This is a genomic window from Pseudomonas sp. BNK-15, assembly GCF_047456105.1.
Classification (GTDB): Bacteria; Pseudomonadota; Gammaproteobacteria; order Pseudomonadales; family Pseudomonadaceae; genus Aquipseudomonas; species Aquipseudomonas putida_E.
In genome coordinates this window covers 5,368,037-5,393,251 of the sequence record NZ_CP179898.1, presented here as the reverse complement: position 1 = coordinate 5,393,251, position 25,215 = coordinate 5,368,037, and the positions used below count along the sequence as shown (strand labels likewise).

22 protein-coding genes and 1 pseudogene are annotated in these 25,215 nt (G+C 57.4%); 11 read left to right on the top strand and 12 right to left on the bottom strand.

Annotated elements, in window-relative coordinates; translation table 11 throughout:
- Window positions 1–42: 42 nt before the first annotated feature.
- Together ACMGF5_RS24650 and ACMGF5_RS24645 are read right to left on the bottom strand one after the other, a co-directional pair.
- Window positions 43–1,431, bottom strand: coding sequence for an MFS transporter (locus ACMGF5_RS24650; RefSeq protein ID WP_115274445.1), 1,389 nt, complete (start codon window positions 1,429–1,431; stop codon window positions 43–45).
- A gap of 424 nt (window positions 1,432–1,855) precedes the next feature.
- Window positions 1,856–2,509, bottom strand: a complete 654-nt coding sequence (locus tag ACMGF5_RS24645) for a GntR family transcriptional regulator (protein ID WP_125924075.1) — start codon at window positions 2,507–2,509, stop codon at window positions 1,856–1,858.
- A 252-nt stretch (window positions 2,510–2,761) separates the two neighbouring features.
- Between ACMGF5_RS24645 and ACMGF5_RS24640 the strand changes: the two genes are divergently transcribed.
- Complete coding sequence (locus ACMGF5_RS24640; RefSeq protein WP_414157373.1) at window positions 2,762–3,403, top strand: 4-carboxy-4-hydroxy-2-oxoadipate aldolase/oxaloacetate decarboxylase; 642 nt, start codon at window positions 2,762–2,764, stop codon at window positions 3,401–3,403.
- Window positions 3,404–3,563: 160 nt separating this feature from the next.
- Here the strand turns inward: ACMGF5_RS24640 and ACMGF5_RS24635 are convergent, their stop codons facing one another.
- From ACMGF5_RS24635 to ACMGF5_RS24610, 6 genes are all read right to left on the bottom strand, one after another.
- Window positions 3,564–3,827, bottom strand: coding sequence for a DUF3077 domain-containing protein (locus tag ACMGF5_RS24635; RefSeq protein WP_161872817.1), 264 nt, complete (start codon window positions 3,825–3,827; stop codon window positions 3,564–3,566).
- Window positions 3,828–3,971: 144 nt separating this feature from the next.
- The gene (locus tag ACMGF5_RS24630; protein WP_012314969.1) at window positions 3,972–4,214 is read right to left on the bottom strand and encodes a hypothetical protein; all 243 of its coding nucleotides are present in this window, start codon (window positions 4,212–4,214) and stop codon (window positions 3,972–3,974) included.
- Window positions 4,215–4,919: 705 nt separating this feature from the next.
- Window positions 4,920–6,194 carry an OprD family porin gene (locus ACMGF5_RS24625; protein WP_414157372.1) on the bottom strand — a complete coding sequence of 425 codons (1,275 nt, stop codon included), beginning with the start codon at window positions 6,192–6,194 and terminating at the stop codon, window positions 4,920–4,922.
- 34 nt (window positions 6,195–6,228) lie between these two features.
- The gene (locus ACMGF5_RS24620; RefSeq protein ID WP_125925166.1) at window positions 6,229–7,563 is read right to left on the bottom strand and encodes an MFS transporter; all 1,335 of its coding nucleotides are present in this window, start codon (window positions 7,561–7,563) and stop codon (window positions 6,229–6,231) included.
- A gap of 306 nt (window positions 7,564–7,869) precedes the next feature.
- Window positions 7,870–8,946, bottom strand: a complete 1,077-nt coding sequence (locus ACMGF5_RS24615; RefSeq protein ID WP_161872813.1) for an aromatic ring-hydroxylating dioxygenase subunit alpha — start codon at window positions 8,944–8,946, stop codon at window positions 7,870–7,872.
- Window positions 8,947–8,982: 36 nt separating this feature from the next.
- Window positions 8,983–9,936, bottom strand: coding sequence for a PDR/VanB family oxidoreductase (locus ACMGF5_RS24610; protein ID WP_115274451.1), 954 nt, complete (start codon window positions 9,934–9,936; stop codon window positions 8,983–8,985).
- A 286-nt stretch (window positions 9,937–10,222) separates the two neighbouring features.
- On the opposite strand from ACMGF5_RS24610, the gene ACMGF5_RS24605 reads away from it, so the two are divergent.
- Together ACMGF5_RS24605 and ACMGF5_RS24600 are read left to right on the top strand one after the other, a co-directional pair.
- Window positions 10,223–10,693, top strand: coding sequence for a MarR family winged helix-turn-helix transcriptional regulator (locus ACMGF5_RS24605; RefSeq protein WP_161872815.1), 471 nt, complete (start codon window positions 10,223–10,225; stop codon window positions 10,691–10,693).
- Between the two features lie 246 nt (window positions 10,694–10,939).
- On the top strand, window positions 10,940–11,830 hold the full coding sequence (locus ACMGF5_RS24600; protein ID WP_414157371.1) for a serine hydrolase domain-containing protein: 891 nt from the start codon (window positions 10,940–10,942) through the stop codon (window positions 11,828–11,830).
- Between the two features lie 284 nt (window positions 11,831–12,114).
- Here ACMGF5_RS24600 and ACMGF5_RS24595 read toward each other — a convergent pair whose 3' ends face one another.
- On the bottom strand, window positions 12,115–12,378 hold the full coding sequence (locus tag ACMGF5_RS24595) for a DUF3077 domain-containing protein (RefSeq protein ID WP_161872817.1): 264 nt from the start codon (window positions 12,376–12,378) through the stop codon (window positions 12,115–12,117).
- A gap of 144 nt (window positions 12,379–12,522) precedes the next feature.
- Window positions 12,523–12,765 (bottom strand): hypothetical protein, encoded by a 243-nt coding sequence (locus ACMGF5_RS24590; RefSeq protein ID WP_012314948.1) that lies wholly within the window; start codon window positions 12,763–12,765, stop codon window positions 12,523–12,525.
- A gap of 909 nt (window positions 12,766–13,674) precedes the next feature.
- On the opposite strand from ACMGF5_RS24590, the gene ACMGF5_RS24585 reads away from it, so the two are divergent.
- The 5 genes from ACMGF5_RS24585 (at window position 13,675) to ACMGF5_RS24565 (ending at window position 20,621) form a co-directional block, all read left to right on the top strand.
- The gene (locus tag ACMGF5_RS24585) at window positions 13,675–14,184 is read left to right on the top strand and encodes an RNA polymerase sigma factor (protein WP_174141846.1); all 510 of its coding nucleotides are present in this window, start codon (window positions 13,675–13,677) and stop codon (window positions 14,182–14,184) included.
- Window positions 14,185–14,187: 3 nt separating this feature from the next.
- Window positions 14,188–15,030 (top strand): FecR domain-containing protein, encoded by an 843-nt coding sequence (locus tag ACMGF5_RS24580; protein WP_182445200.1) that lies wholly within the window; start codon window positions 14,188–14,190, stop codon window positions 15,028–15,030.
- A 90-nt stretch (window positions 15,031–15,120) separates the two neighbouring features.
- Window positions 15,121–17,544 (top strand): TonB-dependent siderophore receptor, encoded by a 2,424-nt coding sequence (locus ACMGF5_RS24575; RefSeq protein WP_414157370.1) that lies wholly within the window; start codon window positions 15,121–15,123, stop codon window positions 17,542–17,544.
- A 1,607-nt stretch (window positions 17,545–19,151) separates the two neighbouring features.
- The gene (locus ACMGF5_RS24570) at window positions 19,152–19,595 is read left to right on the top strand and encodes an NUDIX hydrolase (protein WP_414157369.1); all 444 of its coding nucleotides are present in this window, start codon (window positions 19,152–19,154) and stop codon (window positions 19,593–19,595) included.
- Window positions 19,596–19,703: 108 nt separating this feature from the next.
- Entirely contained in the window at window positions 19,704–20,621 is a 918-nt protein-coding gene (locus tag ACMGF5_RS24565; RefSeq protein WP_414157368.1) for a LysR family transcriptional regulator, read from the top strand.
- A gap of 143 nt (window positions 20,622–20,764) precedes the next feature.
- Here ACMGF5_RS24565 and ACMGF5_RS24560 read toward each other — a convergent pair whose 3' ends face one another.
- Together ACMGF5_RS24560 and ACMGF5_RS24555 are read right to left on the bottom strand one after the other, a co-directional pair.
- A complete protein-coding gene (locus ACMGF5_RS24560; RefSeq protein WP_414157367.1) occupies window positions 20,765–21,562 on the bottom strand; it encodes a carboxymuconolactone decarboxylase family protein in 798 nt (265 codons plus the stop codon).
- Window positions 21,559–22,047 (bottom strand): cupin domain-containing protein, encoded by a 489-nt coding sequence (locus ACMGF5_RS24555; protein ID WP_414157366.1) that lies wholly within the window; start codon window positions 22,045–22,047, stop codon window positions 21,559–21,561. Before ACMGF5_RS24555 ends, ACMGF5_RS24560 begins: the two co-directional genes overlap by 4 nt.
- 247 nt (window positions 22,048–22,294) lie before the next feature.
- On the opposite strand from ACMGF5_RS24555, the pseudogene ACMGF5_RS24550 reads away from it, so the two are divergent.
- From ACMGF5_RS24550 to ACMGF5_RS24540, 3 genes and pseudogenes are all read left to right on the top strand, one after another.
- A pseudogene (locus tag ACMGF5_RS24550) lies at window positions 22,295–22,381 on the top strand (oxidoreductase); the annotation flags it as partial.
- Window positions 22,382–22,399: 18 nt separating this feature from the next.
- Window positions 22,400–22,786 (top strand): putative quinol monooxygenase, encoded by a 387-nt coding sequence (locus ACMGF5_RS24545; protein ID WP_119687288.1) that lies wholly within the window; start codon window positions 22,400–22,402, stop codon window positions 22,784–22,786.
- 397 nt (window positions 22,787–23,183) lie between these two features.
- Entirely contained in the window at window positions 23,184–25,208 is a 2,025-nt protein-coding gene (locus ACMGF5_RS24540; protein WP_119689061.1) for an alkyl sulfatase dimerization domain-containing protein, read from the top strand.
- The last annotated feature ends 7 nt before the right edge of the window (window positions 25,209–25,215 follow it).

The following is a 25,215-nucleotide window of genomic DNA, read 5'->3' as shown; positions in this document are numbered from 1 at the left end:
AAACCAGTAACAGTCGCTCGCTCGGCAGTAGGCCCAAACCAATCAGGTATTGGACGGTTTCAGCTCGGCTTGATGGTGAGTAGTGGCATCTGCGTCCAAAGTGCTAACAGCAGCAGCGGGAACGGGCTCTTTGATAGTGAGCAGGATTAGGAAGCTGACGAACGATGCGATCGCCATGCAAAGAAACACTTGGGACCAGCCGTAGCTGTCGAGAAGCAATCCCACAAGGAATGGCGCTGCTGCCCCGCCAAGCTGCCCACCTGTGTTAACGATCGAGCTCGCCACAGGAAATACCTTCTTCGAGGCCAAACCCATGGGGTAAACCATGTAGGACGAGTAGCCGATGCTGATGAGCGTGCCCGTGAGGAACATCAGCCCTGCGTACAGAAGCGGATCGTTGGGCGAATTAATCAGGGCGTACATCATCCCGGCCGTAGCCAGAGCAGAGAGCATCATGCCTGGCTTCCGACGCTTGCCCAGAAGGCGGTCGGAAAGGATGCCGCCCAGCAGATTCCCGAAAATTGCGCCTACCCAAGGCGCTGCGGCCACAAACCCCATGTTCATGATCGAGAAGTTTTTGACGCTCACAAGATAGGTCGGGATCCACGACAGAAGGATCATGGAGATGCCGACCTGGAAGCTGTATCCAAGTGAGCACCCGATGACGTTCCAAGAGCGGAAAAGACCCTTGCTGGTAGAAATGGGTTCTACCGGCGTGACACGGATAAATTTGTCGAGCTTTTTGAAGTCCCGGCGTGCAGCTTTGTCTTGCTGGGTAATAACGTTGTTAGCTTCATCGGTGATGTATTCGAGCTCCTTGGAGTTTACGAATTTGCTCTCCGACGGCTGATTGGTAACCAGGAAATACCACATGATCGCCAAGATGATCCCTGGAATGGCGAAGAAGTAAAAAATTTCGCGCCAACCCCACATCGCGACGATAGCCACGCAGAGCGGTGGGACCAAGACTGGGCCGAATTTGACTGCGGCAAGGAAAATGCCAGTCGCCGTGCCCTTTTCCTTGGCCGGGAACCAGTTGTTGATCGTCGAGGCGATGCCAATCGGCAGAGGACCCTCGGCAATGCCGAGCAAGAACCGACAAATTTTAAGCCCCACAACCGAACTGACGGTGCCCATCAAGGCCGTGAAGACGGAGGTGGCGATCATTGAGAAGGAAAAAATCTTCCTTACGCCATAGCGGCTTGAAGCGAAGCCGGAGGGAATCTGCGCCAATGCGTATGCCAACAGGAATACGCTGAGCAGCGCTCCTGCTTCGGCGTTGGTCATTGGATATTCCTCCCGGATAAACGGGAGTGCCACGCCGAGGTTTGCTCTGTCAGCCGACGCGACTGTATAGACCAAGAAGAACAATCCGGCGACGACCCACCGGAACCGAGATGGTTTTTGGGCGTTGTTGATACCGTTACTCATGCTTTCACCTGCTCTTATTATTAACGGTTGCGGGTTATCAGCAGGTCGCTCTGGGTTTGTTTACGGCAACAGCATGCCGTCGGACCTAAGCCCGTGCATTTAGCGACCTTACCTTGATTGTTGGAATGCCTGTGCGCTTTAGGACGCAAGGCCTTGAAGCGCTACGTCGGCGGATCGAGAAGATGCAGATGCAGAGGATGGCGGTCGGGACGTCGACGATGACTGAGCCTCGGCACGGCGATAGCAGGCCATGACAGGATCGAAAGAGGGCGAACCATTCGGGAGGTCCGCGAACTGCTAAACAGGCGCGCAGATTCAGACAGTTGCGCGTCAGCCGTTTTGGGTGTGATGGGGCTCATGGCTCCTCCGAAATTGTTCTTATGGAGCCGACTATAAACCAGATTGTACTGTGATTGTATTTTTTTTACGGAGGCGTGGGGTTTCCCGATCGGTGGGCCATGAAGCGCCGGTAGGCCATCCGGATATGCGTCGTCATAGCCTGCTTCGCAAGCTCCCCGTCTCCGATTTCGATCGCATAGGTGATGTCCATGTGCTGCTGCAGGCTTCGGGCGAAGTCCGCTTCAGCGTAGAGAAAAAAGGACCGCGTAATCACAGGCATGTCGATAAGGGTCTGGAGCATGGAGCGTAATCGTTGGGAGCGAGCGGTCTCCAACAACTGATGATGAAACTCCCTGTTTGCCGCCTGGACATCAAGCTGGACGTTCTCGTCACCCCGCTTGATAGCGGATGCCATCGCGTCATTTATTCGATGGAGAGCTTGTACGTCCTGCTCTGTAGCCCTCATGGCAGCTAGCATGGCGGCGTGTGGTTCCAGCAGCTCCCGCAAGCTGAACATCTCTTCGACGTCCCACTTCGTCCATCCCGCCACGAATACACCCCGGTTGGCCTCCACTACCGCCAACCCGTCATCGACCAGCCTCTTGAGGGACGCACGGACAGGCGTGCGGCTCAGCTCGAACTCTCTACTGAGAGGCTCTTCCTTCAGCTGAGTCCCAGGCTCGTACTGACCGGCAATGATGCGATTACGCAAAGTCTCGTAGATTTGCTCACTAGCCATATCTGCCGCTCTCTCTCCTGTCTGTCTGGACTACCACAGGCACCAGGAAATCCCTGCCCGATGCTCCGGCGTAGCGCTCATTATCGCCACGGGCCCTACCGTTTGTACCAAAATTGTTTGCATAAACCCTGATTGTACTTTTATTGTATTCGCAGACACCTTCTGTGTCCGCTCAAGCAACGGCGAAGCGTGATCAGTGATCAGCGAGCAGTCCTTAAGGCTTGAGCCCGATCCAACCAGACGGATACAGCCATGCCCATCCCACAAGAACAAATCGAAGTCCTCAATAAGCTCGGCTCAGCCACTATTCATGAAGCCCAAGGTCAGACCGGTGCGCTTGATAGCTGCTTCAAACCGATTGATCCGACTGTGAGGCTATGCGGCCCGGCCCTGACGGTTGACTGCCGCCCTGACGACAACCTCGCGATTCACTTCGCTTTGACCAAGGCTAAACCAGGGGATGTGCTCGTCGTGGATGCCAAGGGCTTCATGGAAGCCGGCCCGTGGGGTGATCTGCTTACCCTCGCCGCACAAAAACTCGGCATCGTAGGACTGGTAATGAACGGCGCGGTGCGAGATGCGGACGCCATCATCGAAATGGGTTTCCCTACCTTTGCTCGTGGGTTGAGCATCAAAGGGACGAACAAATGCCAGCCTGGAAAAGTGAACGTGCCCATCGTCATCGGCAACGTGCATATCCAGCCTGGCGATATCATCGTCGGAGACCGAGACGGCCTCGTAGTCGTAAAGAAAGACCGCGTAGAGGAAGTCATTAGTCTGAGCAGGGCTCGCGAGGACAAGGAGGACGGCATTCGCCATGGCATCGAGGCCGGCATCAGTACCGTTCAACTACTGGGGCTCGAAGCTACGCTCGAACGCCTTGGAATGAAGTAACTGTCAATGCGCCTGGGGGTCAACCACGACTTGATCCCATCAAGGGTCCCCAGGCGCACCTACTCATGACTTATTCTGCCCGAAAACTACCAACCACCGGTCGTGTGGCCATGTCTCAATCGGTTGAATGAACGTCCGCCATGGTCAGGCAGTTCAGCCCTTAGTGCATCATGCCCAGCTCGGCATCATCCATCAGTGCTTTGGCCAACGCACTCAGGTAGTGCGAAGCCCAGATCAGCTGTGGTTTATCTTCCATCAAGCCTTCGATGGTCAGGTCCCGCACATATCCCATCAGCTCTGAAGCCTGTTCGCGGGCATTCTGGCAAGGGATGCCCGCTTCGATGCGAAACAGTGGGTGGGTCTGGTTTTCACCCTGGTAGAACGTGGTCTTGCCGACAGTGACTTTGGTGTCGTCTGGGGTCATTGCGTATTCTCCCTGAAGGTTTAGGGCCTGGGCGAACGTCATGACGGGCAACCCGCCTTTAGCTCAGCACCGGTCTCACGCAGCGCGCTGTGCGTATGGGCTTGCCGGCGATAGCGCCCACCCAGGCAAAACAGGCTTAACGGCCTAGTGCAGGGTGCGCGGCTCGGGCGGCATCTGCAGCTGGATCAGGGCTGATTCGAGCAGTACGCGTAGCGACTCGAGCTCATGCATCGAGGCCATCATCAGAACCGAGGCGGGCGTTCTGGGCTGTAGCGAAACAGCCTGCTGCGCCACGCTCTGCGCGCACAGGGCGAACTCCGCAGCCTGGATGATCGTGTCTTCGAGGGAGTGGTGGTTGTGGGGTGGATCGGGGACCATTTTGAGCATTGCATAGTACCTTCAATTAGGCGGTCACCTATCCGCTGTCAAACAGAAGGGTGGCAGCTGTACATGGGTTGACAGACCGGCGGACTATGCAAGTTCCGGCGCACGCAAGCGTGCCCGCACGTACAGCCGCCATTGAAGGCAAGCCGTATGCATAATACCGTCGCGGCCTGTCAAAGCCGATCGCTGAACAACAGCGACCCGCCGAGACTAGAACGCAGCCCAAGCGACCGCAACGGAAAAAGTGCGGCGAGAGTATGTTTGGGAAATGGACTACAAGGAAGAGGGAAAATCTGATTTCTTGGTGTTTCCAGCGCACAAGATGCGGGGGTATTGATAGGTCTATGTCAACCAGTCTCGTGATGAATCGATGTTACTGAAACGACGGCCATCCGGCGCTGGACGTCACCACCCTGGCAGGATCTTGTTCGACGGGAAGGTCATCGTTGCGGTGGGCGTGAGCACCCCGGTAGGGGCCCACGATGATCCGATTTCGGTGGCAGGTGCACACGCGTTGGACGCCGCTCGCAAGCTGTTGTGGTGTCTCACCCAGCGCAACGCAGCCGGTCGAGCCGTTAACGCTACGCTGTAGTGGACCACCGAAAGATCGATAGCGGTCACCCCTGACTGCTATCGATAGCTGCCCATGGTAGTGGGCTGCTGGCGAACGCCGAAGTACTTGATTTCGTCAGACGTGATGCCGTGTTTTTAGAATTTCACTGTGTAATCTACATTGACTCTCGTTTCGTTGTCGTCTCTGAAGGTTGCCGCTGAGCTCAGATCGTTTCGGTAAAATGCATGCCGGACGCGAAACGCTAAATCTCTGGCTGGTCCAGACTGTACGACGTAAGAAAGCTCCAGGTCTTTCGATGACTCTGTAAGGTCGCTGCCTCCGAGATGGGGCAAATCAATATTCGTTCCCCTTAGATAGCGGATCATGCCCGTGAGCCCCGGAATACCCATCGCCACAAAGTTGTAATCGTATCGCAGAAGCATTGTGCGTTCTTTGGGGTTCACGAAATCCGCGCTCATGGTCCCATCACTCAGAACGACAGGCTCGCCTCCAGCGAGATAGGCGAAGGCCGTATCTCCGGTTTGATACATGTAGCCCATTCCAAACGTATGCCCACCCGTTTGGTAGCTCATCGTCAGGCCGGCATTAAGGTTGTCTACTTTGCCAGCCTCTGCACGCCCGTTCTCCCGGCTGTCGAACACTCGCAACTCCGTTTTCAACTTACCCCGCCCAGCTGCAATAGAATGAATACCTCCAATGAAGTCTTGCTCGTAGATATTTTCAAGATTTGCGTGGTAATAACGCGCTGTGAAATTTTCTGAAACGCGGTATTCGCCACCCAGGTAGTCGAAGCGATCAGAGAATACGCCAGGCTTGAACCGTCCGTTCGGTGAAGCCATTGCGATGAGCTGGTTGTTTGTCGAGTCCCGAAGGTTGACTCGATCCATTCGCCCGGCCTGTAACGTGAGGTGCTCAATTTCTGAGCTCGTTATTGACGCGCCCCTGAAAGTTTGAGGCAGGAGGCGTGCAGGGCTAGCAGTGATCACGGGAAGCGCGGGAAGTTGCGTGCCTACTGAAAGGTTCGTTTGTGAGAATCGAGCTTTCACCGCAACGCCGAGTTCAGAGTACGCGTCTTGTGCTCTGCGCGTCTGTGGATCTATAGGCAGCAGTTGGGTGCCCGATCGTTCAGGTGACGAATCAAGTTTCACCCCAAGCATCCCTGTGAGATCCAGGCCCAAGCCTACGGGGCCATCGGTGTAGCCAGAGTTCGCTTTGATAATGAAGCCTTGAGCCCATTCACGAACTGCCGAAACTGATGAGTCCCCTTTGTAATCTCGATCGAGATAGTAATTTCGGGTGGTCAGGGCAACCGTACTGTCTTCAAAAAAAGCTGCTGAAACAACAGTGCTCATGCAAAGCGATGGCACGCCTAGCGCAAACAGCGGCAAGCAATCGGCAAAACGTCGCATCGGATTTACCTTCTTGTTTTGGTTTTTTGGTATTTCAGAGGCTTGTGGCAGCGTGTAGTGCTTTGGGTGGAGTTATTCTCAGCAGGGCGACAGCTATAGCTGCGAGAACGAACGTCATTGCGAACAGCATGTACAAATCAGAAGGGGTCCATTGCGCGTCGATCAGACGTCCAGCTACAAGAGGGGAGGCAATTGCTCCCGCACGGCCGATGCCGATACCCCAACCCAAGCCAGTCACACGCTGGCTAGCGTCGTATATGGAAGGTGTCAGCGCGTAAAGCCCCGCCACACAACCATTCACGAAAATGCCGATCAGGATGGCCAGCGCAAATGCCAGGTTCAGCGTATTTGTAAATTTGACAAAGACGGCCAGCAGCAAGGCGTTTGCAAGGAGGTAGATCATCAATACTTTGGACAACCGGAAGCGTGCGGCCAATAGCCCTACCAACGCGGTGCCGAATATACCCCCCACGTTGAGCAGCACACCTCCGGTGATACCTTGCTCATTGGACAGCCCCGCAGTGACAAGCAATCTTGGGGTCCAGCTCATTACAAAGTAGAAACCGAACATGACCAGAAAGAATGACGCCCAGATCAGCAACGTTGAGCGCAAGAGGGCGGGGGAGAACAGCTGAGCGAACGATGCTCGCAGTGATGGGCGCTCAACCTGGCTCGTTTCAGGCATTTCGGCAAGTGGTGCGAGTTTCACCTTCAGGCGCAATTGGTTGATCCGCTTGATTGCGCTTTCGGACTTGCTCGACATCAAAAACGCGAGCGATTCTGGCAGCCACAAAAACAACGCGGGAAGGGTTGCGAGCGTGACGAACCCACCATAAAGAAACACGGACCTCCATCCCAGCGCAGGAATCATTTTTGCTGCGATTAGCCCACCAATGGTGGCGCCAAGTGCATAGGCAGTCGATTGCAGGCTGATTGCGAGTCCCCGCCAGCGCTTGTTGGCGTATTCGCCAGCGATGACATAGCTGCTGGCCAAAATGCCACCGATCCCCAGGCCGGTCACGAAACGGAAGGCTGCAAGCATCTGTGGGCCGGTGGCCTGCGAGGATAGAACCATGCCAGTCCCTGCCACGCCTACACAGACAAGAATCAGCGGCCGACGGCCGAAGCGGTCAGCCCAAGGGGCAATGAACAGTGAGCCAATTGCCATGCCGACCAAGCCAGCGCTCAGCAGATAACCAAGCCGCAGTCCGTTGAGCCCCCAGTCAGCGGCGACGGAGGAGGCTGTGAAGGCCATCACCAGAACGTCGAAGCCGTCTAGCATGTTGATTACGAAGCAGAGGGTGATGACCCACCACTGGAAGGCGGACATCTTTTTCTCATCGAGCTGGTGCCCGGCGTAGTTACTCATGATGGCAGGCCTCTTGACTGATGAAAGGCCTGTACGTGAGGTGCGCGGACAGGCTTTGCAGCATTGCCTGGGCGGCGAGTAGGAGAGACATGGAGTAATCATTTTTTTGTACCTCAACCTTACTGGCCCCGAGATACACAACACCACGATTTCCGGACATAGCTAGGCCTCGCTCTCTTGTAGTTATCATTGAACAAGTTGCACGCTGGTGCAGGGTGTTTCAGAGCGCCCCAAGAGGGGCGGTATTGCGTTTGCGGCGTGTAAAAAAGTGCATAGATACCCGCACGATATAAATGCACTGCGCACTCAACTAACGGAGTTGCAAAGTTTTTCGATGATGCGACGGGCTCTGTTGGCGCCAGCATCGACATGGATGTCGATCATGGGCCGCTCACCGAACCGGCACATGTTCTTGTATTGAGACTCGATGACGACCTTGTCTTCATCGAACGTCATCATCGTTTGCTGGACGACCTTCGCCTTGACCTCTTCGTGATTGCTTTTCGGGTTGGTGGCGATTGTCCAGAAGTAGTGGCTGGTGGTCTCGGTTTCTGGGGTCACACCATGGAAACCGCGCATATGGAAGCCACCACGTTGTGGATTGTCCAAGGACTCGGTCCCCGCGTCAGTGGCACCTGTCCAAATACGCAGGTGGCTGACATGGAATTCAATTTCCTGCCATCGGTCGACAGTGTCTTTGAACGGATAAGCGGCCGCGTACGTCGGCGGCGGCACAGAGCCGGGCATGTGCCGAACCACACGAACATGATTGTCGTCACCTTCTACTGTCATTTTCGCATTCATGTGAATGCTGGCATTCCCGCCAATCGTGCGTAGGTGCACATAGCCCAAATGGCTCAGATCCATCAAGTTGTCGTGAATGAGCTGATACGGGGCATCGTAGTGATACACATCACCGTCAAAAAGATAGTCTCCACTGCTGTGGATATCGTAAGAGGGTGGTTCAGTAGTAGGCTCAGGATGTTCGGGGCTTGCGAACCAGATCCAGACAATCTGATCTTTTTCTACGACGTGGAAGGCTGCCACCTTCGCTTTACTCGGGATTTTGTCTTGCCCAGGAATCTCGATGCATTTGCCTTCATCGTTGAACAGGAGGCCATGATAGCCACAGCGAAGCCCCCCCGCCTCAAGTGTGCCGTCGGAGAGAGGCAACGCCCGATGGCAGCAGCGGTTCTCAAGGGCCGCTACCTTGCCATCCGCGGTGCGGAACATGACGACTGATTTATTCAACAAGGTTCGGCCTACGGGGCGATCCTTGAGTTCCCAACCCAAAGCAGCGACATACCATTGGTTGAGTGGAAATGTGGAGGGTTTGGCAGGCAAGATGTCCTGGGCCAACGACTGGAGAGAAGAGGCAGTCATAGGAGTCTCCGTTAAACAGTTAGGTTTTGTCTGACACTAGAGATCAAGTACGAGTCGATGGGACTTCGCCCGAGAGCAACACGGGGTGAAACAATCATTTCTGGCATGCTCATCAGCCGTCATGAATTGATCCCTGTGATCGGGGATACCTTCCAGTACGCGTGTCACGCACGTACCACAGACGCCTTGTTCACAGGACGTTTCTACTTCGACTCCCGCTTCGTCCAATACCTCGAACACGGTGCGGTCTGCCGGAATATCGAATGATCTGCCGCTGCGGGCGAGCACGACTTGGAAGGGTGCATTGGCACCTTGGTCAATGACTTGTCCGGCGAAGAACTCTCTGTGCATCCGCTCTTGCGGCCAGCCGGCGGCCTCACCTGTATCAAGGATGTGATTCATGAAGCCGGCGGGGCCGCAGACGTAGAGATGGCGTCCCTCATCGACTGCGTCGAGAATTGCTGCCGCATTCAGTTTTTGCTGTTGTGGACCGTTGTCATCGTGCAGCACTACGCGGTCCGCGAAGGGGGCGTCAGCGAGTGCCTTGACGAAGGCTGCGCGGTCGCAGGAGCGAAAGCAGTAATGAAGCTCGAAGTCAGCTTTGCGATGGGCAAGTTCATACGCCATGGCCAGGATCGGGGTAATGCCGATACCACCTGCAAAAAGCAGATGACGTGCAGCGCCATGATCCAGTTTGAACAGGTTGCGCGGCGCACTGATGGTCAGTTCATGGCCTTGGCCGACAATCGAATGCATTGCCTCTGATCCGCCACGGGAGTTGGGTTCCTTGAGGACACTGATCAGATAACGATTGCGCTCTCGGGGGTCATTGCACAGCGAATACTGGCGAATGAGCCCACCCGGGATATGGACATCGATGTGAGCACCGGCCTCGAAAGGTGGCAGGGTTTCACCCTTCACGGGGCTCAATTCAAAGCTGCAAACACCTTCAGCTTCGTTTGCCTTGCGGCTAACGTTTACTTGAAGCATTACTCATCCCCCCACAGTTAAGTGGCTACAAAAAGAATACGGGTGGTTAATTCAACGGTGAGGAGGTCAGCCTGGAGCGAACGGCGGCCGCTCAGGTTTGCAGCTAGACACGCGGAAGGCGAGTGGATCGCGGATTTTCATGGCACTACCTGATAATTATTTTTGTGAGGTGCTTTGACGGCATATCATGCTGGGCTGGCCCCAGCTATTGGTTGAGTTAATCCTCGGATCAATTAGTTGCGGTGTCAACTAATTTTTCGAGAACTCGATTGGAGGTGTGCGCTCAATGGCCTCGGAACCCCAGCTGGACCTCGCTCGCTACGTGCCAGCGCAGCTGAATTTTTTATCCAACAAGCTCTCGTCAGGCGCTTCCCAGTGCTATCGCAAACACTTCGAGATTGGTGTTGTGGAGTGGAGGATGCTGTCCATGCTGGCTGTGGAAAGCGGGATCACTGCCAATCGGATCTGCCAGGTGATCGGTCTGGACAAAAGTGCTGTGAGCCGCGCGCTGCACGCGTTAGAGGTGGCAGGGCGAGTTCGCACAGAGGCGGATCCTGCTGATGGACGACGCTACACCGTGTCGCTTACAGAGAGCGGTACGCAGTTGTACAAGCGGGTCTTGAAGGTTGCGCTTGAGAGAGAGCGCCGTTTGCTCAGTGGCCTTTCACCTTCGGAAGTGGACACGCTGATCGACCTGCTCGGTCGCCTGAACGCCCAGGTCGCCAACGTCAATGAGTACGATCCAGATAAACCGTGAATCGATGATGGTTGCGGCGAGGCATGGCTGTAGCTTTGCGCGCAACGATGGCCATGAGATTCGTTTCATTAACCGGTAATCCTGGGCTAACCGCCGTGACGCTCATTGGCTACGGCAGCGCATCGGGCAGACGTTCGCGTGGAAACCCCACATCAAAAGACATCAGCTTGGAGTTTGCGAGGTGGCAATGGGGTATGTTGTCGCCGCCCCCTCCAAACTGACCTGTCACTCCTGCGTGAGCACTCAATGCTGATCTCTACCCTTATCGACGGCCGACTGATATCGCCAGCCTTGCCGGACGAACCCCTCGTGCCCTGGTGGAGTTTCACGAAAACGGTGTTAGCCGCGACCGCCCTGACATTGGTGCGCGACGGTAGGCTCGACTTGGATGCTTCGCTTCCCGAAGGTGTTTTCACTCTGCGCCAACTGCTGCGTCACGAGGCGGGCCTTGCGGACTATGGCGAACTTCCCGAATACCACGCCGCCGTAGCCAACCATGAGTCCGCATGGCCCGCAGGCGAAATGATGCAGCGCCTGGATGGACACCGACTCCGATACAACCCGGGAACGGGTTGGCATTACTCGAATGTTGGTTTCATGCTGGTAGCCCAAATCATCGAGCGTGCCGCCGATCTGCCGCTCGCAGACGCTATCAGGCAGCAAGTCCTGAGTCCGCTTGGCATATCGACGGTTCGCTTGGCAACGGAGCGTGCTGAGCTGAATGGGAGGCTCCTCGGCAGGTCGTTGAATTACGACCCCGGCTGGGTCTACCACGGATTGCTGATTGGCCCTGTCTCACAGGCTGCCCGGCTGCTGGATGGCGTGCTCGCTGGAGGCCTCCTACCCAACAATCTGCTTCAGGAAATGCAGGCGACGCGGGTACTGGGTGGCCCGATAGCAGGCCGGCCTTGGCTCGCGCCCGGTTACGCACTCGGCATGATGCGAGGTGGAATCGAGGGTGACTTGATGTTGGCTGGGCATACCGGATTGGGCCCGGGAAGCGTTATTGCGGTCTATCGGTGTGTCGTTGGTGACTCCGCCGCATGCTGTGCAGCTCACTCGATTGGGGCGGATGAGGCAGGTATCGAAAAGCTGGTAGTTCAAGGAATACGAGAGGCGCTGGAAGCGACACGCTGAAGCTTCGCGTGCCCCTCGGGGCGCTCTCTCTGCTCAATGTCCGCAATGGCTCCACAGCAGCCGGTCGCGACCGATTGATCGCTTTCGACCTATAGCAGGCAGCGACCCAAAGCTCTGTGGTCAGTACTGGCCTCATCCCCAGCAAGCCGGCCACAGAATGGACTGCCCCCAGGAAATCACCAGCCTTCAGGCATGCGCTGTACCTGTGGGAGCCGCGCTTGCCGGCGATGGGCCGCGAAGCGGCCCCGGTTACAGATGTCCGCCATGGTCAGGCAGTTCAGCCCTTAGTGCATCATGCCCAGCTCGGCATCATCCATCAGTGCTTTGGCCAACGCACTCAGGTAGTGGGAAGCCCAGATCAGCTGTGGTTTATCTTCCATCAAGCCTTCGATGGTCAGGTCCCGCACATAGCCCATCAGCTCTGAAGCCTGTTCGCGGGCATTCTGGCAAGGGATGCCCGCTTCGATGCGAAACAGTGGGTGGGTCTGGTTTTCACCCTGGTAGAACGTAGTCTTGCCGACAGTGACTTTGGTGTCATCTGGGGTCATTGCGTCTTCTCCCTGAAGGTTAAGGGCCTGGGCGAACGTCATGACGGGCAACCCGCCTTTAGCTCAGCACCGGTCTCACGCAGCGCGCTGTGCGTATGGGCTTGCTGGCGATAGCGCCCGCCCAGGCAAAACAGGCTTAACGGCCTAGTGCAGGGTGCGTGGCTCGGGCGGCATCTGCAGCTGGATCAGGGCTGATTCGAGCAGCACGCGTAGCGACTCGAGCTCATGCATCGAGGCCATCATCAGAACCGAGGCGGGCGTTCTGGGCTGTAGCGAAACAGCCTGCTGCGCCACGCTCTGCGCGCACAGGGCGAACTCCGCAGCCTGGATGATCGTGTCTTCGAGGGAGTGGTGGTTGTGGGGTGGATCGGGGACGACCTTTAATATAATGATTTTACCGTTAGCGGGGCCGTCACCCACCTGCTGTCAAACAGTGGGGTGGCAGCTGTACGTGGGTTGACAGACCGGCGGTAAAATCACGAAAAGCTCCGGCGCACGCAAGCGTGCCCACACGCACAGCCACCATAAAAAGGAGACCGTCTGCGTGATTTACCGTCACAGCCTGTCAAAGCTGTATCGTTGATGAGCAACGACCCGCCGAGACTAGAATGCAGCCCAAGCGACCGCAACGGAAAAAGTGCGGCGAGAGTATGTTTGGGAAATGGACTACAAGGAAGAGGGAAAATCTGATTTCTTAGTGTTTCCAGAGCTCAAGATGTGGGGGTATTGATCGGTCTATGTCAACCAGCCTCGCGATGAATCGATGTTACTGATGCTGGGAAAGCGATGATCGAAACACAAGTATGTGAAGGATTCCCCAGGCTGGAGTGTCGGCCTCACGGTCCCTCTGACTCAGAGATGGTCTGCCCGCACCGTCAGGAAATGTTTCTTGAAGAGGGCGGAGTCTTGAAACACCACAGGTCATGGCTCAGCACTTTCACCGATGGCTGGAGGAGCGGCTCGGTGACGGTCGGTATTATGGATTCAAGCTCTTGGACCTTGACCAGCCGGCCTACCGCCGCCGAGGCCTAGCCTTGGCCTTGATGCAAGCTGCTGATGCCGAGTTCGCTCGCCGGTGACCTCTCTACATCGCTGGAGACCACGCATGCGGTAGTTGTGCCAACGCCGGCATGATGTGCGACCTCATTTTTCAGTGCTGATCGTAACGTCAATTTGATCCAATCGTTCTGGCCAAGCGCCTGCTGGACTGTGCGCTGGATGGCCAGCTTCAGATCAATTTGCCCGATCTGGGAACTGCATGATATAAATGATATTCACTATCAATTGGATGCCGTCATGGCCTCGACTGACAACGATCTCTTGCAAGCCTTGGCCTTGCACTATGACGATCTGGTCGAGCATATCCGTCGACGCTTTTCCAACCAGCATTTCGCCCGTGACGTGGTCCATGATGTTTGCGTGCAGATCCTGGAAAAACCACCGGTCAAGGCCATCAGCGTACCCATCGCCTTTCTGCGCCGTGCCACGCTCAACCGCGCCATTGATCGGCGCCGCGCCGAAAGCACCCGCTCGTTGTACATGCAGAGCCAGATAGCCGTGGTCGAGCAGCATCGCGACGACCTCGACGGCGCGCTGGCACTGGAGTTCGAACAGCGCCTGAAGGCGTTGCTGGCGGTGATCGAGTCGTTGCCAGCGCGCCAGCGCCACGTGTTTCTTCTGCACCGCATCCACGGCATGCCTCAACATGACATCGCAAACGAGCTAGGCATTTCCGTCAACATGGTCGCCCAGCACTTCATGCGGGCCATGCGCACCCTTGCGCAGCGCTGGCAGCCGGAGACCTGACCATTGCAACGCAAAACCCCACCCACCGCCCCGATCAGTTCTGATGACCTAGAGCCTTACGCCAAGTCGCTGCGCGCCCTGGTGCCCAGTCGCGAAGCCCTGCTGGCCGAAGCCAGGGCGCAGAGCACACGCAATGCCAGTCGTCGGCGCAAGGCTGCCGGCACAGCCTTGCTGCTGGCTCTGGCCGGCTGGGCCTGGCTGGCCGACCCGGCGCTCGGCTACCGCCAGATCGAAGTCGCCAGCAGTGGACGCGAAGTGCTGCACCTGAGTGACGGCAGCCGAATCGAGCTGGACGCCGGTAGCGTGCTGCGCATCGAGTACCGCCTGCGCAGCCGGCAGTTCGAGCTGCTCGACGGCGAAGGTCTGTTCAGCGTGGCACATCAACCCAAGCCCTTCATCGTGCGCAGCCAAGGTGTGGCAGTGCGCGACATCGGCACGGTGTTCGATGTGCGCAGCGACCTGCGCGGTGTGCGGGTGGCTGTTCTGGAGGGTGCGGTGGAAGTGGACAACGGCGAGGCCCGCAGGCAGCTCACCGCCAAGGAGCAGTTGCTCGCCAGCCCGCTGGCCCTTGGCCCGATCGAAGCGACGAGGCCCGGTGAACTGGAGGCATGGCGGCGTGACCTGTTCCACTTCGACGGCACGCCGCTGGACGTGGTTGTCGCTCAACTACGGCGCCATCGCGCCGCGCCGATTCAACTAGAAGGTGCACCCGCTGGGTCGTATCGACTAAGCGGCGAGTTCCTGACTGGCAACGTCGAACAGCTGATCGACACGCTACCCCGGCTGGCCCCGGTAACCGTGCACCGCGAAGATGGCGGTGTGGTGAAGGTAGTTGTGCGTCACTGATAATTATTTTCAGCCACACATCAAAGTTCGCCATGGCACAAACGCCAATCCCTATGAAACTCATTCTCATTACATTTCGATAGGGATTCCATGACGCTCTTTGTCTACCCGCTGCGCCAGACGATGTTCCTGGCGACTTTTGGTTTCCTGGCAGCCGGCCCCTTGCAAGCTGAACAGGCACACTACCGCATCGACCTGCCTGCGCAGCCGCTGGACCAATCGATCAGCGCCCTGGCCCGACAGACTGGCACCCGTATCCTTTTCAACACAGACGCCGCCCACGCCGTGCAGGCGCCGGCGTTGCACCAGCAGTTGAGCGTCGAGCAGGCACTGCGCCAACTGATCGCTGGCAGCAACCTGACCCTTGGCCAGACTGCCGACGGCCAGTTTCTGATCGCCCTGCCAAGCGAGCCCGGCAACGGCGCGCTGGAGTTGGAGGCCTCAAGTGTCATCGGCCGCGCCCCACTGACTACAACCGAGGGCAGCCATTCCTACACCTCCGGCGCCGTGACCTTGGGCAAGGGCGTGCAGAGCCTCAAGGACATCCCGCAGTCAGTCACCGTCATGACTCGCCAGCAGATGGATGACCAGAACACCCAGACCATCTCCGATCTGGTCAGCCGAACGCCTGGCCTGACCGCTACCAAGTCACCAGGTTCGGGGTTGTTCATCTACTCCCGCGGCTTCAGCATCGACACGCTGCAGTACGATGGCGTGCCTGTACCGCGCAACACTTACTCGCTGGGCAGCTATCTGACCGAAGATCTGAGTTTCTACGACCGCGTCGAAGTGCTGCGGGGCCCGGCCGCGCTGCTGCAAGGTGGCGACAGCCCGGGCGGGGCGATGAACCTGGTGCGCAAGCGTGGTCAGGAAAAGGCCACTGTCAGCCTCACTGGCAAGGCCGGCTCCTGGGACCGCTACGGCCTGCAGCTGGACGCCGGCGGTCCGCTGAACGCCGAGGGCACCCTGCGTGCACGCACCGTTATCAGCCAAAATGACAGCGGCTCGTTCATCGACTACGTGCGTGGCTGGAACCAGACTGTCTATGGTGCAGTCGACTACGATTTCACGCCCGACCTTACGGTAGGCCTGGGCGTTGCCAACCAGAAGGGCCACTCTCGTCCAGCCATGCTCGGCTTGCCGCGCTACGCCGACGGAGGCAACCCGGACTGGTCGCGCTCGACCTATGTCGGCGCCGACTGGAACCGAGCCGATAATGACCAGACCAGCGTGTTCCTGGATGCCACCTATCGGCTGAGCAACGATTGGCGGCTAAAGGCTGCCGGCGTGTATATAAGCGAACACAATGCTGCCACCTACCAGGCGCTGTGGGATGCCCTGCCGGCCAATGGTTCCACAGATAACACCTACATAGACTGGAGCACTGATTTCACCACCCACAGCAAGGGCCTGGACCTTTACCTGGATGGCAGCTTCACCGGTTTTGGCTTCGAGCAGACCTTCCTGATTGGCGCCAACTACTCACGCATCAACACTGATGACCGCTGGGCGCGGGCACCCACCTTCGGTGCGGACTCGTCGAATGTCGATCATCATCGACCCATGCCGAGCATCTACGAACTGGCCAGCCGCGGCCGTGGCCAGTTGACCGAGTACCAGGTAGAGCAGAAGGGTTTCTATACGCGCTGGTCGATCAATCTGACCGACCCGCTGAAGCTTATTCTCGGTGCCCGCACCAGTTGGTACGACTTCAGCTACGCCGCCGAATTCTTTGACCACAGCGGTTACAGTGAGTCCACCACCAGCAGCAGCGGCAAAGTATCGCCCTATGCGGGGCTGGTGTATGCGCTGGACAAACAGTGGTCGGTCTACGCCAGCTACACTGACGTGTTCCAGCCACAGACCGCGCGCACGGTGTCGGGCTCGGTGGTCGAGCCGATCATTGGCAGCAACTATGAACTGGGTCTCAAAGGTGAGCTGTTCGATGGTGCGCTGAACACTTCGATTGCACTGTTTCGCTATGACCAAGAGCACCGCGCGGTGCTCAACCGCAGCGGCCCTATGGACTGCGATGGCTGGTATTGCTCCACGGCCTCGGGCAAGGTGCGCAGCCAGGGCCTGGAAGCGCAGGTCAGCGGCGAGGTACTGAGTGGTCTGCAGGTGATGGCCGGCTACGTCTACAACACCACACGCTACTTGGAAGATGGAGACTACAAGGACAAGGTGTACAGCACCTGGACGCCAAAGCACCAGTTCAAGCTGTGGGCCGACTACACCTTGCCGGGTGACTGGAGCCGCACTTCGGTGGGCCTCGGGACCACGGCGGTCACCGGCACCACCTCCTACGACCACGTGTTCGACCTGCCGGGCTATGCGGTGTGGGATGCGCGGGTGGCGTACAAAGTCAGCGACGAAGTCACCGTGGCGGCGAACCTGAACAACCTGCTGGACAAGAAGTATTACGTGCCGGCTTACAACACCATTGACTACAACAACTACTATGGTGACCCGCGCAACGTGATGTTCAGTGTGAAATACACGCCCGAATTCTAGTTAGGTTGCGTTGTGGAAGGACCCGCTGTGATTGGCTTAGCGAGCCTGGCGCGAGCAGGCGTTCGGCATAGCCCGGAAAAGGTCACTCATGTGTGGCCGTTTTCGAGCCTGCCTTCTGGCAGGTAGTGAATAGCGCTTTCGACCCGAAGCTGCCCCTCACCACAGAAAACAAACGGCCAGAAGTGGATCCGCAAACTACGCCTCCACAAATCTCACTCTGGACGTGAGTGCTGCGTTCAGACTGGGTCACTGGCCAGCTCATTGCATGTTCACCCTCAGTGCATGCGTCAATGCAAAAAAAGAGGTCGCTGCGTCTTGGTTGGCTCATCAACCCTCCAGCACATTGCAAACCATGGCCCGATCAGTATTGATCGAGACCGGAGGTGATCACTACCACGATGCATAGAAGACGGTATTTTCTTCTATCCCTGTGCACTTGTTAGCGGAGAGCGCTCCCGAGCTGAATGGGATGTGCCTGACTGGGCGATAGCACAGGCGACCAGCATGACCATCATGCCTGAGGTGGGCCATCTGATGATGCTTGAGCAGCCACAGGTACTTGCACAGGAGATTGCCCAAATACTCCATAGGGTTTGATCGGACTCGCGAACGACTTCCTGGGACACGATCGGCAAACTTCGACCCGAAGCAGACAGCGATCCAAAGCTCTGTGTTCAGTACTGGCCTCATCGCCAGCAAACCGGCCACAGAATGGACTGCCCCCAGGAAATCACCAGTCTTCAGGCATGCGCTGTACCTGTGGGAGCCGCGCTTGCCGGCGATGGGCCGCGAAGCGGCCCCGGTTACACATGTCCGCCAGGGTCAGTCAGTTCAGCCCTTAGTACCTTCAATTAGGCGGTCACCTATCCGCTGTCAAACAGAAGGGTGGCAGCTGTACATGGGTTGACAGACCGGCGGACTATGCAAGTTCCGGCGCACGCAAGCGTGCCCGCACGTACAGCCGCCATTGAAGGCAAGCCGTATGCATAATACCGTCGCGGCCTGTCAAAGCCGATCGCTGAACAACAGCGGCCCGCCGAGACTAGAATGCAGCCCAAGCGACCGCAACGGAAAAAGTGCGGCGAGAGTATGTTTGGGAAATGGACTACAAGGAAGAGAGAACATCTGATTTCTTGGTGTTTCCAGCGCTCAAAATGTGGGGGGACTGATCGGTCTATGTCAACCAGTGATCGCGATGAGTCGATGTTACTGATGCTGGGAAAGCGATGATCGAAACACAAGTATGTGAAGGATTTCCCAGGCTGGAGTGTCGGCCTGTTGATCCCTCCGACGCAGAGATGGTCTGCCCGCATCGTCCGGAACATCTGTAACCGGGGCCGCTTCGCGGCCCATCGCCGGCAAGCGCGGCTCCCACAGGTACAGCGCATGCCTGAAGGCTGGTGATTTCCTGGGGCAGTCCATTCTGTGGGTGCCGGCTTGCCGGCGATGAGGCCAGTACTGACCACAGAGCTTTGGATCGCTGTCTGCTTCGGGTCGACAGCAGCCTGTCGCGATTGACCGCTACCGACCCGAAGCTGCCCGTCACGAAGGCTAAGACTCGGCCAAAAGCAAACACTCAAGCTTTTATGCCGCATAGGGAGATTGCGATGTACCCCAACAAGGCCTGTCCCGTAGTGCTCTCGACTTCGCTACCCATCAAGATTCTCCTATTCAGGCACCCTTTGGCAGGCACGCAACTGGTGAAGGGCACTATCGAGAATGGAGAAACACCTGGTGCGGCTGCATTGCGTGAGCTGGAAGAGGAGTCCGGCATCAGTGACGCAGTGATCGGGCTTGATCTGGGATGCTGGAAGTCTGACCACCAAGATCAGGTATGGTCGTTTCACCTTTGTCGCTCTGGGAGGGAGCTGCCTGAGTGCTGGGTTCATCAGACGCTGGATGACCATGGCCACCTCTTCGAGTTTTTCTGGGCGTCGCTCCACAATCTTCCCTATGCCGACTGTCATCCGGTCTTCCAGCGGGCACTGGAGTTTTTATGCGAAACACTGAAAACGTCCGGTCATTGGGGGGGAGGGGCGAATGGACCGTAATCGTTCCCACGATTCAATTGTTCTCGCTCAATCTGCTTCCAATTAACGAATGCCGCTAATGCTGGTATAGAGACTGCTGCAAACGTATTTGCCAGCAGGAGCCGTCCCATGCAACTCAGCCGTGCCAATCTGGCCGACTTCGTCTACTTCCTGGCCATCGTCCGCCACCAGAGCTTCAACCGGGCCGGGCTTGAGGTGGGCATCAGCGCATCGGCGCTTAGTCATGCGATCAAGGGGCTGGAGACTCGCCTTGGTGTTCGCCTGCTAAACAGAACGACCCGCAGCGTAACGTTGACCGCCGCCGGCGAAGAGTTGCATACGCTGATCAGTGGGCCTATCGATGAAATCGGCCAGGCGATGGAGGTGCTCAATCGCTACCGCGATGAGCCTACCGGGCGTATTCGTTTGAATACCTTGAGCGATGGCGCGGACTTTCTGCTCGGCCCCGTATTACCCCTTTTCAATGACCGCTACCCCGACATCGAAATCGACCTGACGGTAACCAACCGTTTGGTAGATGTGATTGGTGATGGGCATGATGCGGGCATTCGTTACGGTGGAACGGTGCCGGAAGACATGATTGCCCAGCGCCTGTCGCCGGACATCCGCTGGGTGGTGGCGGGCACTGCCAACTACCTTCAGCGCTTTGGCGAGCCGAAACATCCGCAGGATTTGCTTAAGCACCGCTGCTTACGCATTCGCCTGGGCAATGACCGTATGTACGACTGGGAATTCGAGAAAGATGGCGAGCAGTTGGCCATCGCTGTTCCGGGTGCGATTACCATTGATGAGACGCGCATTGGCGTGTCATTGATTCGTCATGGCGCGGGGTTGATGTACGCACCGGAGCCAGTGATTGCTCCGCTGGTGGCCAGCGGCGATTTAGTGAGGGTGCTGGATGACTGGTCCAGCGTTGCGCCGGGTTTTCACATGTATTACTCGAGCCACCGGCAATTGCCGGTGGGCTTGCGGCTGTTGATTGACCTGATTCGCGAGGTTCAGCCGCTGGGGCCGATCAGCCCCTGATCAGGCCGGTTTGGTTTTGCTGAAACACCGCAAGTAGGTGGGGCGCGCCTGTCATCAATGAAAAGAGTCATTGCCCGGCTTACTCCCGGCACCACGAGGCCCTGCCAAGCGCGCCCGGCGAGTAAGCGGTAGCGTTTTTGAGGTCAGCCTTTGTTACGGGTGGCGAACACATCTTTGACGACTGGCACGGCAGAAAACACGTTTGGCCAGCCTGCATAGAACGCCAGCTGCGTAAGCATTTCAGCGGTCTCTGGCTGGGTCAGGCCGTTGTCCATTGCGCGATTGAGATGGTAGGTCACCTGGGCCACCTGGCCGTTCGCAATCAGGGCGCTGACGGTGATCAGGCTGCGGTCGCGGGGCGCCAGATCGGGCCGCAGCCACAGGTCATGGAACAGCGCGTCGCCGGTGTAGTGCACCAGCCCAGGTGAGACGGGGCCGACATTGTTGGCAACCGCTTGCGCCCGCACGTTCTCGGCGGCTTCGTTGATGGGCAGCCGCGTAGGTGCAACCGGCGGTAACTGATCAGCCCCGATCCCTCGGCTGGCAAATACCGCTTTGGCAGCTGCCACGCTGGCAGTGGCATTGGCCCAGCCGGAATAGAAGGCCAGGTGGTTGATCAGTTCGGATAGCTCAGCCGGTTTCACGCCGTTATCCAGGGCTAGATTCAAGTGATACGCCAACTCTACGGTCTGGTTACGGCTGATCAACACCGCGAGTGTGATCAGGCTGCGGTCGCGGGGTGAAAGGCCTGGTCGCTTCCACACTTCGTTCAGCAGCAGCATCTCGGTGTTGTGCGCCAAGGCGGGCGAGACTGCGCGAACGTCGTCCAGGCTCGGTGCGTCGGGGCTTTGCGCAATGCCGGTGGATGTGGTTTTGTCGGCGGTGGAGCAGGCGGCCAACAACAGGGAAAACGAGGCGAGGGCGGTCTTAAGCAGTTTCATTCGGCGGCCTCGTATTGCGCCTCGCTGACGGGTTCCAGCCATTCGATGTTCTTGCCGTCGAGGGACTCTTGAATGGCCATATGAGTCATGCCGGTGGTGGCCGTTGCGCCGTGCCAGTGCTTGACGCCTGGGGGCGTCCAGATCACATCCCCCGGTTTGATCAGCTGTTTTTTACCGCCCGCTTGCTGCACCCAGCCGGTACCGGCGGTAACCACCAGGGTTTGCCCCAGCGGGTGGGTGTGCCACATCGAGCGTGCGCCCGGTTGGAAATTGACGTAACCAGCGGAAACCCTGGACGGCGCACGGGCTGGAAAAAGCGGGTCTATGCGTGCGCTGCCGACAAAGCTGGTGGCCGGCCCGTTGATGGAAGGCTGCTCACCGTTCCTTACAACCAGCATCGTTTGATCGGGTGCAGAGCCGGAGGCGATGGCTGCCGCCGGGATCAGAACAGTAGCCAGGGCAAACCCAGCAACGATTTTTGGCATCAGTAGGCTCCTGAGGTGATGGCCGATTCGGTGGCCAAGTTAGTGCAGCGCAAACGCGGTGACTACCGGCCTCAGGTCGCATGAAGTTGTGAGTAGGGCTCATCAATTGCTGAAACGGTCTGATTATAAGCCCACTCATTCATGAGCTTGGCTCATCGGAACATCCTGTCTTCTCCGGCTAGTCCGCACGCCCTTGACGGAATATGCTGCTAACCATCTGGTTAAATCTTTGTACCGGAGATCATCCATGAGCTTTGAATTTCGCAACCAAGTCGCACTGGTCACCGGCGCGGCGTCCGGCATTGGCTTGGCCACCGCCAAGATGGCTGCCCACAGCCACTGAGGAAACAGGATGAAAATTCCGACTTTGATAGGGGCTTGCGCGGTGGCTTGCTTAACCGCCGCTCAAGCGCTTGGAGAAAACATGCAGACGGTAGTGCGCATTGCCCAGCTTGAAATAGACCCAGCCAAACTGCAGGAATACGAGGCGGCGGTTAAAGAGGAAATGGCCGAGTCGATCCGCCTTGAGCCTGGCGTGCTGGCCATCTATTCGGTGGCGGAGAAAGACCAGCCGAACCGGCTGCACTTCTTCGAGATATACGCGAGCGATGAAGCCTATCGGAGCCATATTGCCTCAGCGCATTTTCAGAAGTACGCGGCGGCGACCCAGTCGATGATTCTTTCAAAGCGATTGATCGAAACCACGCCCGTTCAACTGAGCGCCCAAGCTGGAAAGTGAGGGTAGGGTTGGTTCGGCGAAGCGAGAACGGCCAGATTCCCTCATCTCCACACGCCAAATGACAGGGCCCCGCAATAGTGCTCATGAACATCTGGACGATCATGAAGCCAAGGGCTGCTCCCAGAAATGCAATGCCTGCAACAAGCCATGGAAAGGTCGCGCTCACGCGCTACTCCAATAGCCATGCAGACATGCCTGCGCCCAGCAACATGCCGGGCATGGAAAGCAGGTGCGCAAGTGCAAGTAGCCCATCGGTGCTTGTCAGGCTGTTGATTTCAACATTTTAACTGGAGTCAAGAGGAAAACTTCTCATCCGCGTCTACTCTCTCTAAGCGACATGAAACCCTGGCTGGTAGTTGCCGAATCGGTACAGCGCATTGGTCAAAAGGAGCTGGCAATGACTGTGTTCGTAAAAACGTTCAGTAACCAAGGCCGCACTGCCTCGGTGGGCAGAATCTGGAAGCTTAGCTCTACCTTCTTTTTAGCCACTGCCATCGCCATGGCATCACAGGCGTGGGCCGAAGAGAAAGCGAAACCGGCAACAGCAGCAACGAAAGAAGCCAACGATGCGTTGCTCAAAGAGTTGCCGTTCAATGACAAGACCTCCTTCGAACTGGCCCATAAAGGGTTTATCGCCCCTCTGCCGAAAGAGCCGATCAAGGGCGCCTCGGGCAACCTGATCTGGGACCCGGCCAAATACAACTTCATCAAGGAAGGCGAGGCCGCACCCGCTTCCACCAACCCCAGCCTCTGGCGGCAGTCACAGCTGATCAATATCTCCGGCCTGTTCGAAGTCACCGATGGCATCTATCAGGTGCGCAACTATGACCTGTCGAACATGACCATCGTCGAGGGCAAGGAAGGCATCACCATCTTTGATCCGTTGATTTCGGCGGAAACTGCCAAGGCCGCACTCGACCTTTACTATCAGCATCGGCCGAAGAAACCCGTGGTCGCAGTGATCTACACGCACAGTCACGTCGACCATTACGGCGGTGTTCGTGGTGTGATCGACGAGAAGGATGTCAAGGCAGGCAAGGTCAAGGTCTATGCCCCCAAAGGCTTCCTGGAGCACGCCGTTGCCGAGAACGTGATGGCCGGTACCGCCATGAGCCGCCGGGCCAGTTACATGTATGGCAACCTGCTGCCGCCGAACGAAACGGGCCAACTGGGCGCAGGGTTGGGCACCACGACTTCTGCCGGCACGGTCACCCTGATCCCGCCGACCGACATCATCGAGAGAACCGGCGAGAAGCGCACGATCGATGGGCTGACCTACGAGTTTCTCTACGCGCCGGGCAGCGAGGCGCCAGCCGAGATGCTCTATTACATCCACGAGAAAAAAGCCCTCAACACGGCCGAAGACTCCACCCATACGATGCACAACACCTACTCGCTGCGCGGAGCAAAAATTCGCGAGCCGCTGCCGTGGTCCAAGTACCTCAACCAAGCGCTGAAGATGTGGGGCAAAGACGTCCAGGTCATGTATGCCATGCACCACTGGCCGGTGTGGGGCAACAAGGAGGTCAAGGAGCAACTGTCGTCGCAGAGGGACATGTACCGCTACATCAACGATGAAACGCTGCGCTTGGCCAACAAGGGTCTGACCATGACCGAGATTGCCGAGCAGGTGAAGCTGCCGAAATCGATCGCTTCGCGCTTCTCCAACCGTGGGTATTACGGGTCTTTGAACCACAACGTCAAGGCCACCTATGTGCTGTACATGGGCTGGTTCATCGGCAACCCGGCGACGCTGCATGAATTGCCGCCGGTAGAGTCGTCCAAGCGCTACGTCGAGATGATGGGCGGCGCCGACGCAGTGCTGAAGAAGGCCAAGGAGTACTACGACAAGGGTGACTACCGCTGGGTAGCCGAGGTGGTCAACAAAGTGGTCTTCGCCGACCCGAACAACCAGGCAGCGAAAAACCTGCAAGCCGACACACTCGAGCAGTTGGGTTACCAGGCTGAAAGCGGGCCATGGCGCAACTTCTACCTCACCGGTGCCAAGGAACTGCGCGATGGCGTGAAACAGTTGCCGACGCCAGACACGGCCAGCCCCGATACGGTCCGGGCGATGGACCTTGACCTGTTCTTCGACTACCTGGCCATGCGCCTGAAAGGGCCGGAGGTCGAAGACAAGCACATTACCCTTAACTTCGACTTCACCGACCTTAAACAGAAATACCTGGTGGAAATGGTCAATGGCGTGCTCAACCACACCGAAGGCTCGCAAGCCGAGAACGCCGACGCCACGGTCAGCCTGACGCGCGACACCTTGAACAAACTGATGCTCAAGGAAACCACGCTCAAGGACGCGGTGGGCGCAGGTGACGTCAAAGTCGAGGGTGCCGAAGGCAAGCTTGAGGAGTTGATGAGCTACATGGACAACTTCGACTTCTGGTTCCCGATCGTTACACCTTGATTGCTCC